At 37.7% G+C, this 17262-nt stretch carries 15 protein-coding genes; all 15 read left to right on the top strand.

The features are described 5' to 3' along the window. Positions 1 to 316: 316 nt before the first annotated feature. The 15 genes from DBX25_RS04770 (at position 317) to DBX25_RS04700 (ending at position 17115) form a co-directional block, all read left to right on the top strand. Complete coding sequence (locus DBX25_RS04770; protein ID WP_108669644.1) at positions 317 to 568, top strand: YlmC/YmxH family sporulation protein; 252 nt, start codon at positions 317 to 319, stop codon at positions 566 to 568. Positions 569 to 733: 165 nt separating this feature from the next. Further along, the gene (gene dpaA, locus DBX25_RS04765) at positions 734 to 1636 is read left to right on the top strand and encodes a dipicolinic acid synthetase subunit A (RefSeq protein WP_108669643.1); all 903 of its coding nucleotides are present in this window, start codon (positions 734 to 736) and stop codon (positions 1634 to 1636) included. Further along, positions 1633 to 2232, top strand: coding sequence for a dipicolinate synthase subunit B (locus DBX25_RS04760; RefSeq protein WP_108669642.1), 600 nt, complete (start codon positions 1633 to 1635; stop codon positions 2230 to 2232). The genes dpaA and DBX25_RS04760 overlap by 4 nt, the downstream gene beginning before the upstream one ends. A gap of 114 nt (positions 2233 to 2346) precedes the next feature. Beyond that, entirely contained in the window at positions 2347 to 3402 is a 1056-nt protein-coding gene (gene asd, locus DBX25_RS04755) for an aspartate-semialdehyde dehydrogenase (protein WP_108669641.1), read from the top strand. A gap of 67 nt (positions 3403 to 3469) precedes the next feature. Then, the gene (gene dapG, locus DBX25_RS04750) at positions 3470 to 4711 is read left to right on the top strand and encodes an aspartate kinase (RefSeq protein WP_108669640.1); all 1242 of its coding nucleotides are present in this window, start codon (positions 3470 to 3472) and stop codon (positions 4709 to 4711) included. A 62-nt stretch (positions 4712 to 4773) separates the two neighbouring features. After that, entirely contained in the window at positions 4774 to 5640 is an 867-nt protein-coding gene (dapA, locus tag DBX25_RS04745; protein WP_108669639.1) for a 4-hydroxy-tetrahydrodipicolinate synthase, read from the top strand. 305 nt (positions 5641 to 5945) lie between these two features. Beyond that, the gene (locus DBX25_RS04740) at positions 5946 to 7607 is read left to right on the top strand and encodes a ribonuclease J (RefSeq protein WP_108669638.1); all 1662 of its coding nucleotides are present in this window, start codon (positions 5946 to 5948) and stop codon (positions 7605 to 7607) included. 165 nt (positions 7608 to 7772) lie between these two features. Next, entirely contained in the window at positions 7773 to 8525 is a 753-nt protein-coding gene (locus tag DBX25_RS04735; RefSeq protein ID WP_108669637.1) for a ClpP family protease, read from the top strand. Then, the gene (locus tag DBX25_RS04730; protein WP_108669636.1) at positions 8522 to 8740 is read left to right on the top strand and encodes a YlzJ-like family protein; all 219 of its coding nucleotides are present in this window, start codon (positions 8522 to 8524) and stop codon (positions 8738 to 8740) included. Before DBX25_RS04735 ends, DBX25_RS04730 begins: the two co-directional genes overlap by 4 nt. Positions 8741 to 8887: 147 nt before the next feature. Beyond that, positions 8888 to 11239 (top strand): DNA translocase FtsK, encoded by a 2352-nt coding sequence (locus DBX25_RS04725; RefSeq protein WP_108669881.1) that lies wholly within the window; start codon positions 8888 to 8890, stop codon positions 11237 to 11239. A 234-nt stretch (positions 11240 to 11473) separates the two neighbouring features. Then, entirely contained in the window at positions 11474 to 12199 is a 726-nt protein-coding gene (locus DBX25_RS04720; RefSeq protein WP_108669635.1) for a GntR family transcriptional regulator, read from the top strand. A 51-nt stretch (positions 12200 to 12250) separates the two neighbouring features. Then, on the top strand, positions 12251 to 13330 hold the full coding sequence (locus DBX25_RS04715) for a BMP family lipoprotein (RefSeq protein WP_108669634.1): 1080 nt from the start codon (positions 12251 to 12253) through the stop codon (positions 13328 to 13330). A gap of 250 nt (positions 13331 to 13580) precedes the next feature. Continuing rightward, positions 13581 to 15113: an ABC transporter ATP-binding protein gene (locus DBX25_RS04710; RefSeq protein WP_108669633.1), complete on the top strand. Its 1533-nt coding sequence runs from the start codon at positions 13581 to 13583 to the stop codon at positions 15111 to 15113. Continuing rightward, positions 15106 to 16155 (top strand): ABC transporter permease, encoded by a 1050-nt coding sequence (locus tag DBX25_RS04705; protein WP_108669632.1) that lies wholly within the window; start codon positions 15106 to 15108, stop codon positions 16153 to 16155. The genes DBX25_RS04710 and DBX25_RS04705 overlap by 8 nt, the downstream gene beginning before the upstream one ends. A gap of 39 nt (positions 16156 to 16194) precedes the next feature. Beyond that, the gene (locus DBX25_RS04700) at positions 16195 to 17115 is read left to right on the top strand and encodes an ABC transporter permease (RefSeq protein WP_108669880.1); all 921 of its coding nucleotides are present in this window, start codon (positions 16195 to 16197) and stop codon (positions 17113 to 17115) included. Positions 17116 to 17262 lie beyond the last annotated feature (147 nt).

Below are 17262 nucleotides of genomic sequence, written 5' to 3'. Positions count from 1 at the left end.
ATTCATCTAGAACTGTGGGTAATTTAGCAATTGTGAAATGTCCACGCCTAGCTACGACACAAAGGACGTGTTAATGCAGACGTTGCAACAGGCCGTGGCTACCTCGAGTTCATAAACTAATCCGTCAAGAAGGTAAAAACAACCTTCTAGCAAGCTCTTTTATGCGTGTCGAAGCTGACCAAGGCGCTAGCCGCTTCTGTTCTTAGAAGCGGCAATTTTTATAGCAAATTTGCTTTATTAGTGTAAATTAACTTCTAACCTGTCCTCTAAATCGATATGTATATTAATAAAGATATCGTAAAGAGGTGATGTGCTAATGCGACTTAGTGAATTAAGCGGTAAAGAAATTGTGGATGTTAAAAGAGCAGAACGCCTTGGGATACTAGGACAAACGGATTTAGAAATCAGTGAGACAGGGCAGATAGTTGCATTGATTATTCCAAGTGTTAAATGGTTTGGATTTAAACGGAATGGAAATGAAATACGTGTCCCATGGAAACACATTAAGAAAATTGGCACAGATATGATTATTATTGATATACCTGAGAGCCAATATAATCAAGAATAATAATGTGAAACAAAAAACCTTGTCATAACGACGAGGTTTTTTATTTTATATAGTTATTTCTTTTGGATTATCACCTAACAGGCTCTTTATTCATACTATGTGAAGGTAAATTAGGAGCCATGAAATAACGAGGGTTATTTTTCATAGAAGAAGGTGAAGTTTGAGATGCTTACAGGCATACAAATTGCTGTGATTGGCGGGGATGCTAGACAGCTTGAAGTTGTCAAGAAGCTGACAGAGCTTGATGCAAAACTGTGGCTAATTGGTTTTGAGCAATTAGATCATGCATTTTCTGGAGCAGTCAAAGAAAAGATTGAAGACGTGGATTTCTCTGAGATTGATGGGATTATTTTACCAGTACCTGGAACCAACACAGAGGGAAAAGTTGAAACTATTTTTTCGGGTGAAAATGTGTATCTTACAGAAGAAATTTTGGCGTCAACGCCTGCCCATTGTACTGTTTATTCTGGCATCAGTAATAAATATTTGGATTCCATCACTACCAATACAAATAGAAAACTAGTTCAATTATTCGAACGTGATGACGTAGCTATATATAATTCCATACCGACTGTTGAAGGTACCATAATGATGGCAATCCAGCACACTGATTTTACTATACATGGATCAAAGGTTTCTGTGCTGGGATTAGGCAGGGTTGGAATGAGTGTTGCTAGGACTTTTCATGCATTAGGCGCTAAGGTGACGGTAGGTGCAAGGAAGAGCGAACATTTAGCAAGGATTACCGAAATGGGTTTAGAGCCATTTCATCTTGATGATCTATCAGAATCGATAAAAGATACGGATATTTGTATTAATACGATTCCATATCAAATCGTTACAGCAGCAGTTATTGCTAAGATGCCTGCCCATACACTTATCATTGATTTGGCATCAAAACCAGGAGGAACTGATTTCCGTTATGCTGAAAAAAGAGGAATCAAAGCATTGTTAGCCCCAGGTTTACCAGGAATTGTTGCACCAAAAACAGCAGGGAAAATCCTTGCGAATGTCCTTTCCCAATTATTGCAGGAAGACTTAAAACAGAGAAAGGGGAAAACCATATGAGTTTGAAAGGTAAAAGAATTGGTTTTGGCCTAACGGGTTCCCATTGTACGTATGATGTTGTATTTCCAGAAATTGAAAAGCTTGTTAATGAAGGAGCAGAAGTGATTCCAATCGTGACATTTACTGTTCAAAATACCAACACGCGTTTTGGTAAAGGTGAAGATTGGGTTGAACGCATTGTACAGCTAACAGGACATCAAGTAATCGATTCTATAGTTAAAGCAGAGCCCCTTGGACCGAAATTACCTTTGGACTGTATGGTTATTGCCCCGCTTACAGGTAATTCTATGAGCAAGTTAGCTAATGCATTAACAGATTCCCCTGTCCTAATGGCAGCAAAGGCTACTATCAGAAATCATAGGCCAGTTGTATTAGGAATATCTACTAATGACGCGCTTGGTTTAAATGGGGTAAACTTAATGAGACTAATGGCTACAAAGGATTTTTACTTTATTCCTTATGGCCAAGATGCACCAGATAAAAAGCCGAACTCGATGGTTGCAAGGATGTCTATGATTCGTGAAACAATCCTTGAAGCCATTCAAGGAAGACAAATTCAACCAGTAATCGTTGAAAGATTTAGAGATCCTGAATAAACTATGTTTTTTCTTTAATTACTATCTTACATTCGTGCGTCAATATGTTAAAATGAATCATATTTACGAAGACTAGGTTACAGCCATTGTCTTATGGAAAAGGGGATATGAATAATGCAAGAATTAAAAGGTCTTCATGTAGCAGTAGTAGGTGCAACTGGCGCAGTTGGGCAGCAAATGATTAAAACTTTAGAACAACGTAATTTACCAATTAAAAAACTAACTCTTTTATCTTCTGCACGTTCTGCAGGTTCAAAGGTAATGTATAAAAATGAAGAAATCATTGTACAAGAGGCGACTCCTGATAGTTTTGAAGGCGTAGATATAGCTCTATTCAGTGCAGGAGGAAGCGTGTCACAATTATTGGCTCCTGAAGCGGTAAAACGAGGGGCGATCGTTGTAGATAACACTAGTGCATTCAGAATGGATCCCAATGTCCCACTTGTGGTACCAGAAGTAAATGAAGATGATTTAAAAAATCATAATGGGATTATTGCAAATCCAAATTGTTCGACCATTCAAATGGTCGTGGCTTTGGAGCCTTTACGTCAAGCATATGGCTTAAATAAAGTTCTAGTATCAACATACCAAGCAGTGTCAGGCGCAGGAGCAGCTGCAATAGAAGAGCTTCAAAATCAAGCGAGAGCAATTTTGAATGGTCAAGATTTTACACCGGCTATGCTCCCAGTCAAGGCAGACAAAAAGCATTATCAAATTGCATTTAACGCAATTCCTCAAATTGATAAGTTTCAAGAAAATGGTTTCACTTATGAAGAAATGAAAATGATGAATGAAACGAAAAAAATCATGCACATGCCAGAGTTAAAAGTTGCAGCGACATGTGTGCGCTTACCAGTCGTAACTGGTCACTCTGAATCTGTATACATTGAGGTTGAAAAAGAAGGCGTTTCTGTTACTGAAATTAGAGAATTATTGAAACAGGCTCCTGGTATTGTCCTTCAAGACCAACCAGAACAACAAGTATACCCTATGCCTGCTCATTGTGTAGGGTTAAATGATGTCTTTGTGGGACGGATCCGTAAAGACCTAGATGAAGATAAAGGTTTCCATATGTGGATTGTTTCAGATAATCTATTGAAAGGTGCTGCTTGGAACTCAGTCCAAATCGCAGAAAGCCTTGTGAAACTTGAATTGGTAACATTAAAATAGTTTACTATTCAGAGCTCAGCCTTTCCTATTATTCATAAGAAGGGCTGAGTTCGTTTGGGGTGTTAATATGAATGTAGTCGTTCAAAAGTTCGGAGGCACATCCGTTCGCAACGAAGAAAGTAGAGCACATGCAAGACGACATATTTCTAATGCATTAAAAGAAGGATATAAGGTAGTTGTTGTAGTATCTGCAATGGGTAGAAAAGGTGAGCCATACGCTACAGATACTTTATTGTCTTTGATTAATGCCTCAGAAACGAAAGTGTCAAAACGGGAACAAGATTTGTTACTTTCTGTAGGTGAAACAATTTCAGCGGTATTATTTTCGAATATGCTAAATGAGAATGGTATTAAATCTACAGCTTATACTGGAGCGCAAGCAGGTTTCCGTACAAATAATGATCACACCAATGCGAAAATTATCGAAATGAAATGTGATCGTTTAATCAGGGAATTAGAAAACTATGATGTGGTTGTAGTCGCAGGCTTCCAGGGAGCAGCACGGAACGGGGACATCACTACAATAGGCCGTGGTGGAAGTGATACTTCTGCTGCGGCATTAGGGGCCGCCTTAAATGCTGAATGGGTCGATATTTTCACTGATGTGGAAGGTATTATGACGGCTGATCCTCGTATAGCAGAAAATGCTAGGCCACTTTCTGTAGTAACGTACACAGAGGTATGTAACATGGCGTATCAAGGTGCAAAAGTCATCCATCCTCGTGCAGTTGAAATCGCAATGCAGGCTAAAGTGCCGATTCGTATCCGTTCTACCTACTCTGATGGTTTAGGTACTCTTGTAACTACAATAAACCGTGAAAATAAAGGTAGCGATATAAGAGAACGTCTAGTAACAGGAATAGCACATGTGTCAAATATTACTCAGATAAAGGTAAGTGCAAAAGATGGTCAGTACGATCTTCAGGCAGAAGTTTTTAAAGCAATGGCAAATGCATCTATTTCTGTTGACTTTATCAATATCTACCCGAATGGAGTCGTTTATACGGTTACAAAGGATATGACTGATCGTGCTATCCAAGTTCTCAAGGAAATTGGGCATGAACCGGACATTAATGAGGGTTGCGCAAAAGTTTCTGTTGTAGGTGCCGGTATTACTGGAGTTCCTGGTGTCACGTCTAAAATAGTAACTGCATTATCAGAAAAGGGTATATCGATTCTTCAATCCGCAGACAGTCATACCACTATTTGGGTTCTTGTGAAGGAAAAAGACTTAGTCGATGCAGTCAATGCATTACATGATGCTTTTCAATTACATGAAGATATGATTGAATATGGTATAAAGGAATAAATATCATTAGATTAAGCTTGGATATTTTAAAATTATCTTTCAATTGAAAGTAGAGTGAATCTATGACGATTTTTGGTAGAATTTCAACAGCTATGGTTACGCCTTTTGATAAAAAAGGCAACATCGATTTTAATAAAACGACTCAGTTAATCAATTATTTAATAGACAATGGTTCTGATTCACTCGTAATTGCAGGTACAACTGGTGAGTCTCCTACTTTATCTACTGAAGAAAAAATAGCACTATTTAAGCATGTAGTGAAAGTAGTGGATAAGAGAGTCCCTGTCATTGCCGGTACGGGTAGCAATAACACGTATGCAAGCATTGAACTGACAAAAAAAGCTGAACAAATCGGTGTGGATGCAATCATGTTGGTTGTTCCTTATTATAACAAGCCGAGCCAAGATGGTTTATATCTACACTTCAAAACAGTTGCAGAATCCACCTCCCTTCCAGTTATGCTATACAATGTACCTGGAAGAACAGTTGCTAATATGCTTCCTTCTACAATCATTAAGCTTTCTGCAATTCCTAATATTGTGGCAATCAAAGAGGCGAGTGGTGATTTAAATGCTGCTACTGAGATATTAGCCAATACTCCTGATGACTTTGTCTTGTATAGTGGCGATGACAGCTTAGCTTTACCTACGATGGCAATTGGTGCATCTGGGATTGTTTCAGTCGCTTCCCATGTGATAGGAAACGAAATGCAGGAAATGATTTCTCTATTCCTTGAAGGAAAGCTTCAAGAAGCTTCTAAAAAGCATCAAAAACTAGCTCCACTTATGCTAGGTTTATTTATGGCACCAAGTCCATCTCCTGTAAAGACTGCTTTACAAATGAAAGGCATCGATGTAGGTTCTGTAAGACTTCCTTTAGTTCCACTATCAGAACAGGATAGAAGCAAACTACAACAATTAATGAATTAAAATGTTTTCGTAAATTTTGTTGTTTTCAAATGAAAATTATTTTTAACTATAAGTGATTGTAGAGAAAACAAAGTGCCTCTCGTTGCATTCAATGGGGAAACTTATAGTTTAAAAACAACAATCTACGTGAAAGCCATTAAATAATTTAAAATCCTCTTTTAGTAGCTAGGAAAGTGCGTTTCCATTTCCTAAATACTATCAGAGGATTTTTTCATTCGATAAATGGTTGTCAGTTAAAAATTCGATACTGTATAATAAACATAATTTGTATGGCACGGTCATAAGAACATAGGAGGAAACACAAAGTGAGTATTGCTAAAAATGAGAACATCAAGATCATTTCCTTGGGAGGACAGGGAGAGCTCGGAAAGAATATGTACGTAGTAGATGTAGATGGGGATTTATTTGTCTTAGATGCAGGATTGATGTTCCCAGAAGAAGAAATGCTAGGGATTGATATTGTTATTCCTGACATTACTTATTTGAAAGACAATAAACAGTCAATTAAAGGCATTTTTCTTAGCCATGGTCATGAAGATCATATTGGTGCACTTACATATATCTTAAAAAATATTAAAACAACTGTTTACGGAACGGACCTTACTATTGAGCTCGTAAAAGCAAAGTTAAGAGAAGACGAGTTCACAGATAAGGTTGATTTTTATAAGATTGAATCCCATACAGTTTTACAATTTGAATCAGCGGAAGTTAGTTTCTTTAAAACGAATCACAGTATTCCAGGATCAGTAGGTATTTGTTTACATACTTCTCAAGGAAGCATCGTATATACGGGTGACTTCAAATTTGACCAAGCTGCTACTGAACTCTACCAAGCAGATATAGGGAAAATGGCAGCTATAGGGGAAAGAGGAGTACTTTGCTTACTATCAGAGAGTACAGGGGCAGAAAAACCTGGATATACAACATCAGAGGCAGTTGTTTCTCGTGAAATTTCTAACGTTTTCCATGGTGCATCGGGTCGTGTTATTGTTGCATGTTTTGCATCGAACATTAATCATATCCAGCATGTCTTTAATGCTGCCTATGAGAATAATCGAAAAGTAGCAGTTGTTGGAAAAAGATTGAAAACCGTTTATGATATTGCTTTGAAATTAGGTTATTTAAGAATACATGATGAAATCTTAATTCAAGCATCTGAAATTGAAAAGTACCATGCAGATGAAGTGGCCATCCTTGTAACAGGTGGGCAGGGCGAACCAATAGCTGCTCTTCAAAAAATGGCGAAAAAAGGGCATAAACAAATTAATATAGTTAAAGGAGATACTGTCATAATTGCAGCTTCACCAGTAAGGGGTGGAGAATTGACACTTTATAAAACAGTAGATCTGTTGTTTAGAGCGGGAGCACATGTCGTCACAAACCGAACAGTATTCGTTCCTGGCCATGGAAGTCAAGAAGAGTTAAAAATGATGATCAACTTAATGAAGCCAAAGTACTTCATGCCTATTCATGGCGAATATAGAATGCTAAAGGCACATGCAAAGCTTGCAGTTCAACAAGGCTTTAGCAATGATCAAATTTGTATAGCTGATAAAGGGGAAGTAGTTGAAATCAAAGCCTCGAAGATTCGTCCTACAAGTAAAGTACCTGCAGGGAACACACTTATTGACGGAAGTGGGGTAGGAGATGTAGGCAATATCGTATTACGTGACCGACGTCTACTTTCACAAGATGGTATATTGATTGTGGTAGTTACTCTTCATAAATCGGATAAATCGATTGTTGCTGGTCCGGAAATCATATCACGTGGTTTTGTTTATGTACGTGAATCGGAAAGATTAATGGAAGACTCTGTGACGATTGTAAAAGAAGCAGTACAAAAGAATTCTGGTGCAGATTTTGATTGGTCAACGATTAAACAAGATATTAGAGATTCTCTAAACTCATATCTTTATGAGAAAACAAAAAGAAGACCAATGATCTTACCGATAATCATGGAAGTATAGAATTTGTTTAGAGCAGCCAATTCGGCTGCTCTTTGTTTGTTATCGAATGTTTTGCTCAGTTTATAGTATATTCGGCGAAAAGAGCCTATTCTTATCATTCTTATGGGATTGAACTCAGCCTATATGTCCATACTAATCATATTGATGATTAAAGGGGGATTAAGAATGGAAGGACCAAATAAATCTCAGCAAAATGATTCTGATAAACAAGAGAATAAAGGTTCAAGTCTAATAGAAAAAATTCAGCAATTAGGTCAAACGAACGTACCTCAAATGTCTTCAGATTCTAAAATACATTGCTTAACAATAGTCGGTCAGATAGAAGGGCATATGCAATTGCCTCCACAGAATAAGACAACAAAGTATGAGCATGTCATTCCACAGATTGTTGCAATTGAGCAAAATCCAAACATTGAAGGTCTATTAGTAATATTAAATACAGTTGGTGGAGATGTGGAGGCAGGTCTAGCCATCTCTGAAATGCTGGCTTCCCTATCTAAACCTACCGTTTCAATTGTTTTAGGTGGAGGACATTCTATTGGAGTTCCTATTGCAGTAAGCTGTGATTATTCCTTCATAGCCGAAACAGCTACTATGACTATTCATCCAATACGTTTAACAGGCTTAGTCATTAGTGTTCCTCAAACGTTTGAATACTTGGATAAAATGCAAGAGCGGGTTATTAATTTTGTGACGAAGCATTCTAATATCTCAGAAGATTTGTTTAAGGAATTAATGTTTGAAAAAGGCAATTTAACAAGAGACATCGGTACAAATGTAGTTGGCAGTGATGCTGTAAAATATGGATTGATAGATGAGGTCGGTGGTATTGGTCAGGCTATGAGAAAGTTAAATGGTTTAATTGAGACGAAAAAAGGACCTACTTCTGTAGAAGGGGAGGGGCCGATTCTGCAATGATACTTTATACCATAATGCCGTTAGAGAATGTGTACCCGATTGAGCAAAGTGAATATGAGAAGTATGTATCGATCCAATACAATGGGATTACAGTTTTCGGTGAGAGAAACTCGGATCAAACATTTTTAGTGAATCGGATAATAAGTACAGATCCTAAACATTATCTTGACACCACCTTATTGCCTGGTTCTATCATTTCTTACACAAATCAATAAAAACTTCTAAAGCATCGTCTAAGTTATATTGAATTATGTTATAATGTACTATAACTTCTATGGTTTTCCATAGCATACAGCAGCCTTCTGTAGGGCTGCTTTCTTTCATTATGGAAGGACCATCAATTGATTAAAAAGGTGATGAGCTTGGCAAAACGAAAAAAAAGATCTAGTAAAAGAACGGAAACACTTAAACATACACTTAAGTTTGAATTAATTGGATTAATCCTCTTTGGCATTTCGGCAATAGCTTTAGCTAAACTAGGGGCAGTTGGAAAATCACTAGTGTTAATCTCCAGATTTTTTATGGGGGAATGGTATACCGTTTTATTAATTTCTCTTCTTCTTTTAAGTATTTTTCTAATGTGGAAGAGAAGAGTTCCGTTTCTATTAAAAAGGCAACTGATTGGTTGCTATCTCATTATTGGTAGTATGTTACTCCTTAGCCATGTCACCCTTTTCACTCTCCTTCAAAAAGGTGGGCCATTTGAAAAACCTAGTGTACTCTCGAATACATGGGAGTTGTTTTGGATGGAAGTAAAAGGTGGTTCTTCTACATCTGATTTAGGTGGTGGAATGATAGGAGCTACATTATTTGCATTGTCTTATTTTCTTTTTGATGCAGCAGGTTCAAAAATTGCAGCAATTCTATTTATTGTTATAGGTTTCGTGTTACTAACGGGAAAAACCATAGGAGATGTTATTGGAAAATTCCTTATTGGTTTTGGATCATTCTTGAAGAACCAATGGATTGCTTTTTTAGAAGACTTTGATGAGTGGAAAAAACAAAGAACAGAAAAGAAAGAAAAGAAAGAACAGGAAAAAGAATTAGAGCGTCAGGCGAAACAAATAGAAAAAGAAAAAGAGGCATATCAAGAGGTTATCATCCCAGTGAATGACCCCCTGCAGGAAAGACAACCAACCATTATCTCTGCATTTAATGAAACACCTGCTGTCACAAAACAGCATGAAATTAAGCAACAGCATCGAACTGATCCAATGATTGATGAAGTGGAAGACGAAGTCATTGCAGTTGAAATGGTTATTCCAGAACTAGAAAATGTCGATTATGAACTCCCGCCACTATCATTATTAAAAATGCCTAAAAAAGCCGACCAAAGCGGTGAATATGAGCTTATACATACGAATGCAGCGAAATTAGAAAAGACTTTCCAAAGCTTTGGTGTGAAAGCAAAGGTAACGCAAGTCCATTTGGGTCCTGCAGTGACAAAGTATGAAGTACACCCGGATGTAGGAGTGAAAGTAAGTAAAATCGTCAGTCTTTCAGATGACCTTGCTCTTGCATTGGCTGCAAAGGATATACGAATCGAAGCGCCTATTCCTGGGAAGTCAGCAATAGGAATTGAGGTTCCAAATTCAGAAATAGCGATGGTCTCATTACGCGAAGTCCTTGAATCAAAGGATCATTTTAAAGCTGATTCAAAACTGCAAATTGCCCTCGGTAGAGACATTTCAGGTGAAGCTGTGTTAGCAGAATTGAATAAAATGCCCCATTTACTCGTTGCTGGTGCCACTGGTAGCGGAAAGTCTGTCTGTATTAATGGAATTATTACTAGCATTCTGATGAGGGCAAAGCCTCATGAAGTCAAGCTCATGATGATTGATCCTAAAATGGTTGAATTGAATGTTTATAACGGTGTACCGCATCTATTGGCACCTGTTGTGACGGATGCGAAAAAAGCATCTCAAGCGTTAAAGAAAGTAGTCAGTGAAATGGAAAGAAGATATGAGCTTTTTTCTCATACTGGCACTAGAAATATTGAAGGGTATAACGAACACGTCAGAAGGCACAACTTGGAGGAAGATGCCAAACAACCATTCCTGCCTTACATTGTAGTGATAGTAGATGAGCTTGCTGACTTGATGATGGTAGCATCATCGGATGTGGAGGACTCTATTACGCGTCTTGCACAAATGGCTCGTGCAGCCGGTATACATTTAATCATCGCAACACAACGTCCATCTGTTGACGTTATTACTGGGGTTATTAAAGCAAATATTCCTTCTAGAATTGCATTTAGTGTTTCGTCCATGACCGACTCAAGAACCATTTTGGATATGGGGGGGGCTGAGAAGCTATTAGGTAGAGGGGATATGCTTTTCTTACCAGTAGGTGCATCAAAGCCTGTTCGAGTCCAAGGAGCATTCCTCTCAGATGAAGAAGTCGAAGAAGTAGTCAACTTCGTCATTGGACAACAAAAGGCTCAATATCAAGAAGAAATGATTCCAGCAGACACTCCTGAGACGATTGGTGAAGTGGACGATGACCTCTATGACGAAGCTGTTCAGCTAGTTATTGAAATGCAGACTGCTTCGGTTTCTATGCTTCAACGAAGATTCAGAATTGGCTATTCCCGTGCTGCAAGATTGATTGACGAAATGGAAGCAAGGGGTGTAGTTGGCCAATATGAAGGTAGTAAACCTAGGAATGTATTGATTGGAAAAGAAACAATTGATCAAGATATTCAAAGTTCCTAAAGAAGAAATCTGGATAACATGGTTAAATTTGTGAAAGCCTTAAAAATGGGACTTTCACTTTTTTTTCGCGCTGAAATAGTTTACTGATAGTATATTCAATTCATTGATTCGACAAATTTCTAATTAGACTATTTATTTCTAGTAAAAAAAATGATAAAGTAAAGTCGATTAGTAGAAAAGATTCAACATCAGAGGTCTGATGACTGAAAAAGTAATTTCTTTGGGGGTTTCATCATGTCTATCAAGCAGGACAATCGTCACCTATACCTACAAGTGATTGATAAAATCAAGCAAGACATCGCGGAAGGAATCTATAAGGAAAAAGAAAAACTTCCTTCTGAATTCGAGCTTGCCAAACAACTTGGGGTAAGCCGTGCTACTTTGAGGGAAGCTTTAAGGATTCTCGAAGAAGAAAACGCTATCATACGGAGGCATGGTGTTGGTACGTTTGTAAATGCAAGACCACTATTCACTTCTGGCATTGAACAACTGAATAGTGTAACCAGCATGATTAAACAGGCTGGAATGAAACCGGGTACCATTTTTCTCAGCTCTTCGACCCAACAACCGTCAGAAGAGGATATTAGAAAGTTTAATTGCGATGAAAATGAGGATATGGTTGTTTTAGAACGTGTAAGAACCGCTAATGATGAACCAGTCGTTTATTGCTTGGATAAAATCCTACAAAGCAATTTGCCCGAGAGTTTCTCACATCATGACGGGTCCATTTTTGAAAAGTTGGAAATCCAATCTTCCATTAACATTACATATGCGGTGGCACATATTGAACCAATTGGCTACCATGAGAAGATTTCCCCAATATTAGAGTGTGATCCTGAGACAGCACTGCTAGTTCTAAAACAAATGCATTACGATGAAATGGATCGTCCCATTTTATATTCCGTCAATTACTTCAAAGCAGACAAATTTAGCTTTCATGTATTGAGAAAAAGAGTATAAACTAAGAATTCTTGCTTCTACTAATTACAACATATTTAGGAGGTTTTACCTTTGAAAAAGCGTAAATTAGGTTTAGCGCTGTCCTTGGCACTTGCTGCGGGTACAATTCTTGGTGCTTGTGGAAAAGGTGAAGAAAAACAAGGCGGTTCAGAAGAAAAAGAAAACGATTTCAAAGTTGCTATGGTAACTGACGTTGGTGGAGTAGATGACAAATCTTTCAACCAATCCGCTTGGGAAGGTCTAACAAAATTCGGTACTGATAATGGTCTTGAAAAAGGTAAAGGTATCGATTATCTTCAATCTAAAGATGAAGCTGATTACACACCAAACTTAAATACTTTAGTAAGAAATAAGTTCGACCTTATTTATGGAATCGGTTACTTACTTGCTGAGCCAGTAGCTGAAGTTGCTGACCAACGTAAAGATTCTAAATTCGCAATCGTTGATTCTGTTGTAGAAAAAGATAACGTAGCAAGCATCACATTCAAAGAGCATGAAGGTTCATTCCTTGTAGGTGTAATTGCTGGTCTTACTACTAAAACAAACAAAGTAGGATTCATCGGTGGGATCGACGGAAGTCTTATCAACAAATTCGAAGTTGGTTTCGTAGCTGGTGTTAAATCAGTTAACCCAGATGCAGAAGTTCAAATCCAATATGCTGGTGACTTCAATGCTCCAGATAAAGGAAAAGAATTCGCTAACTCTATGTACTCTCAAGGCGCAGACATCATTTATCATGCTTCTGGAGGAACTGGTAAAGGTGTATTCACATCTGCGATTGAATTAAAGAAAAAAGATCCTAATGCAAACGTATGGGTAATCGGTGTTGACCGTGACCAAGCTGAAGAAGGTAAAGTACCAGGAACTGATGCTAACATCACTCTTACTTCAATGGTTAAACGTGTAGATATCGCAGTAGCAGAGCTTGCTGAAAAGACTAAAAATGGTGAATTCCCTGGTGGAGAAGTAACTGAATTCGGTCTTGAAGAAAATGGTGTGTCTATTGCTCCTACTCAAGATAATGTTTCTCCTGAAGCTTTAAAAGCTGTTGAAGAATGGACTGCTAAAATTAAAGGTGGAGAAATCAAAGTTCCTTCAACTCGTGATGAGTTAAAGGAAATGAAATTCTAATTCTTTAAACAAACAGAAGGAATATTCTACCTTATGGTAGCTATTCCTTCTATTCCTTTAGATAGAAAATAGGAAATATATGCAAAATAGAGAAAAACTAAATGAAAGATTATAAACTACAGTTTTTCTGTTAAATACTTTTATAATCTTTCCTTTGATTTTTCAAAGAAAATTTTTATACCGCTTTCAACCAAGATTTATTCAAAAAATAAGGAAAATGAAAGTAGATAAACAAAGGGAGTGGATACTCGTGGAATATGTAATTGAGATGTTAAACATTCGCAAAGAATTTCCCGGCATCGTAGCAAACGATAATATTACCCTCCAAGTAAAAAAAGGTGAAATTCACGCTTTACTTGGTGAAAATGGCGCAGGAAAATCTACTTTGATGAATGTTTTATTCGGACTTTATCAACCCGAGCAAGGTGAAATTAAAGTTCATGGAAAGAAAGTCAACATTACCAACCCAAACATCGCAAATGAGCTTGGTATTGGAATGGTGCATCAACACTTTATGCTTGTTGATACCTTCACAGTTACTGAAAACATTATCTTAGGTAAAGAACCATCTAAAAGTGGAAAGATAAACATTAAAGATGCAAGCCAAGAGGTAAGACGTCTGTCCGAACAATACGGATTAAGCGTAGACCCTGATGCAAAAATATCCGATATCTCTGTTGGGATGCAACAGCGTGTTGAAATTTTAAAAACGTTATATCGTGGGGCAGAAATCTTAATTTTTGATGAACCAACAGCAGTATTAACCCCTCAAGAAATTAAAGAATTAATCAGTATTATGAAGAAGCTGATTGCTGAAGGCAAATCGATCATTTTGATTACTCACAAGTTGAAAGAAATCATGGAAGTGTGTGACCGTGTTACAGTTATTCGAAAAGGAGTAGGCATAGGTACAGTCAATGTAAGCGATACCAATCCTACAGATCTTGCAAATCTTATGGTAGGCCGTGAAGTAGTCTTTAAAACTGAAAAAACAGCTTCTAAGCCTAAACATAACGTTCTCGAAATTCAAGGCTTAAGTGTCAATGATTCACGAGGTGTTGAAGCAGTAAGGGGATTAGACCTTACAATCAAAGCAGGGGAAATCGTTGGCATCGCTGGGGTTGATGGAAACGGTCAAAGTGAATTGATTGAAGCGATTACTGGGCTAAGAAAAACAAACTCTGGAACGATTAAATTAAATGATAAAGAGATTCAAAACTTAACACCAAGGAAAGTAACTGAAAAAGGAGTAGGCCATATTCCACAAGACAGACATAAACATGGTCTTGTATTGGATTTCCCAATTGGGGAAAATATGGTACTTCAAACTTATTATCAAAAACCGTTTTCTTCAAATGGAGTGTTAAGTTTTAAGAATATCTATGAAAAAGCTAAAAAGCTTATTAGCGAATTTGATGTTCGTACTCCAAGTGAGTTTACTCCTGCACGTGCTCTTTCTGGAGGAAATCAACAGAAAGCTATTATAGGTCGAGAAATCGATCGCGATCCAGATTTATTGATTGCTGCACAACCGACACGTGGTTTGGATGTTGGTGCGATTGAATTTATTCATAGACGCTTGATTGAACAACGTGACAATGGTAAAGCCGTACTTTTAATATCATTTGAACTTGATGAAATTATGAACGTAAGTGATAAAATTGCCGTTATTTATGAAGGGAAAATCGTAGCGATACGTGATCCTAAAGAAACAACAGAGCAAGAGCTAGGACTATTGATGGCTGGTAGCAAGCAGGAAGCGGGGGTAACGAAAAATGTCTAAAAGAATGACAAATGTTTTAGTGCCGCTCATTTCTGTATTCCTTGGATTGCTAGTTGGTGCAATCATCATGATTGTCAGTGGATACAATCCAATAAATGGATATACGGCACTATTTAACGGGATTTTCGGAGAGGTCTATTCAATTGGAGAAACTGTCCGTCAAATGATTCCATATATTTTAGCTGGTTTAGCAGTAGCCTTTGCCTATAGAACTGGACTATTTAACATTGGTGTAGAAGGACAGCTTATCGTTGGATGGTTAGCGGCAGTTTGGGTTGGTATTTCCTTCGATGACCTTCCTAAAATGATTCATTTACCATTAGCAATTTTAGCTGCTGCAGTGGCAGGTGCTCTATGGGCGGCTGTTCCTGGAATTTTAAAAGCAAGATTCCGTGTTCACGAAGTAATTGTGTCAATCATGATGAACTATATTGCTCTTCATGTAACGAACTATATTATTTATAACATCATTACTGAAAATGCAGATAAGACTCCGAAAGTAGCTGCTTCTGCATCATTACGTTCACCATTCATTGAAGGCATGACTGACTATTCTAGATTGCACTGGGGAATCATTGTTGCATTAATTGGTGCATTCTTAATGTGGTTTATCTTAGAAAAAACGACGGTTGGATATGAGTTGCGTTCAGTAGGGTTCAACCAACATGCATCTCAATATGCAGGAATGAACGTTAATAAAAATATCGTATTGTCCATGGTTATTTCTGGAGCATTTGCAGGTCTTGCAGGGGCTATGGAAGGATTAGGTACTTTCGAGTATGCTGCTATTAAAGGTGGTTTCACTGGAACTGGTTTTGATGGAATTGCTGTTGCCTTATTAGGAGGAAATGCAGCTATTGGAGTCATCTTGGCTGCTGCCTTATTTGGGGGATTAAAAATCGGTGCCTTGAACATGCCTTTCGAAGCTGGTGTACCGAACGAGCTCGTAGACATTGTTATTGCATTAATCATTTTCTTTGTAGCTTCTAGCTACTTTATTAGATGGATTCTTGAACGTAAAAGCAGTAAGGGGGCGAAATAATTGGATTTCTTACACATATTATCGATAATCGTACCTTCAATGATTGCCTTGGCGGCTCCCCTTATTTATACAGCTTTAGGTGGTGTATTTTCCGAGAGATCCGGTGTTGTAAACATTGGACTTGAAGGGTTAATGGTCATTGGAGCTTTCGTGGCTATCATATTTAACTTAACATTTGCTGATACACTTGGAGCAATTACTCCTTGGGTGTCAATTGTAGTGGCAATGATCGCAGCAATGATTTTTTCATTGATGCATGCTGTAGCATCGATTACTTTCCGAGCAGATCAAGTGGTAAGTGGAGTGGCAATTAACTTCTTAGCTGTTGGTTTGAGCTTATTCTTGGTTAAATTGATTTACGACAAAGGTCAAACGGATTCTATCCAAGAATTGTTTGAGAAAATTGACTTACCTGTATTAAGCAAGATTCCAGTACTCGGGAAAATTTTCTTCTCAAATGGCTATTATGTATCATATCTTGCAATCGTTCTTGCATTTGTTGTTTGGTTTGTCATTTATAAAACACCATTCGGTTTACGTATTCGCTCTGTTGGTGAGCACCCAATGGCAGCAGATACAATGGGTGTAAACGTAACGAGAATCAGATATATGGGAGTTATGATTTCAGGTGCTTTTGCTGGACTTGGTGGAGCAGTTCTTGCTTCAACTGTAACATTAGATTTCAGCCACTCAACTATTAATGGTCAAGGTTTCATGGCTTTAGCAGCTATGATCTTTGGTAAATGGCATCCACTAGGTGCGATGGGTGCTGCATTATTCTTCGGACTGGCTCAAAGTTTAAGTATCGTTGGGGCAAGCTTACCATTCTTTAAAGATATCCCAGCTGTTTACTTGTTAATCCTTCCGTATTTATTGACAATTATTGCATTAACAGGATTCATTGGACGTGCAGATGCTCCTAAAGCATTAGGTAGTCCTTATATAAAAGGAAAACGTTAAAATACACTAAACCCTCTGTGAATGCAGAGGGTTTTTTTATCGTGTAAATTACCCCAATAATAATGGCTCTATAATATTTGTTGGGGTATAGACACTATTTAGAATGCATAAAAAACACGCAAACCCCTCATTCTTTTATACTTGAAT

Source organism: Peribacillus acanthi, from assembly GCF_003073175.1.
Classification (GTDB): domain Bacteria; phylum Bacillota; class Bacilli; order Bacillales; family DSM-1321; genus Bacillus_BN; species Bacillus_BN acanthi.
The sequence above is the reverse complement of the archived record's forward strand: the minus strand, read 5'-3'. Positions and strand labels throughout refer to the sequence as shown.

What these genes read in the sequence shown, in the direction of transcription:
- DBX25_RS04700 (WP_108669880.1), top strand. Translation starts at nt 16,195, where the DNA reads ATGATTGCCTTGGCGGCTCCCCTTATTTATACAGCTTTAGGTGGTGTA.
- DBX25_RS04770 (WP_108669644.1), top strand. Translation starts at nt 317, where the DNA reads ATGCGACTTAGTGAATTAAGCGGTAAAGAAATTGTGGATGTTAAAAGA.
- DBX25_RS04730 (WP_108669636.1), top strand. Translation starts at nt 8,522, where the DNA reads ATGATACTTTATACCATAATGCCGTTAGAGAATGTGTACCCGATTGAG.
- asd (WP_108669641.1), top strand. Translation starts at nt 2,347, where the DNA reads ATGCAAGAATTAAAAGGTCTTCATGTAGCAGTAGTAGGTGCAACTGGC.
- dpaA (WP_108669643.1), top strand. Translation starts at nt 734, where the DNA reads ATGCTTACAGGCATACAAATTGCTGTGATTGGCGGGGATGCTAGACAG.
- DBX25_RS04720 (WP_108669635.1), top strand. Translation starts at nt 11,474, where the DNA reads ATGTCTATCAAGCAGGACAATCGTCACCTATACCTACAAGTGATTGAT.
- dapA (WP_108669639.1), top strand. Translation starts at nt 4,774, where the DNA reads ATGACGATTTTTGGTAGAATTTCAACAGCTATGGTTACGCCTTTTGAT.
- DBX25_RS04705 (WP_108669632.1), top strand. Translation starts at nt 15,106, where the DNA reads ATGTCTAAAAGAATGACAAATGTTTTAGTGCCGCTCATTTCTGTATTC.
- DBX25_RS04760 (WP_108669642.1), top strand. Translation starts at nt 1,633, where the DNA reads ATGAGTTTGAAAGGTAAAAGAATTGGTTTTGGCCTAACGGGTTCCCAT.
- dapG (WP_108669640.1), top strand. Translation starts at nt 3,470, where the DNA reads ATGAATGTAGTCGTTCAAAAGTTCGGAGGCACATCCGTTCGCAACGAA.
- DBX25_RS04735 (WP_108669637.1), top strand. Translation starts at nt 7,773, where the DNA reads ATGGAAGGACCAAATAAATCTCAGCAAAATGATTCTGATAAACAAGAG.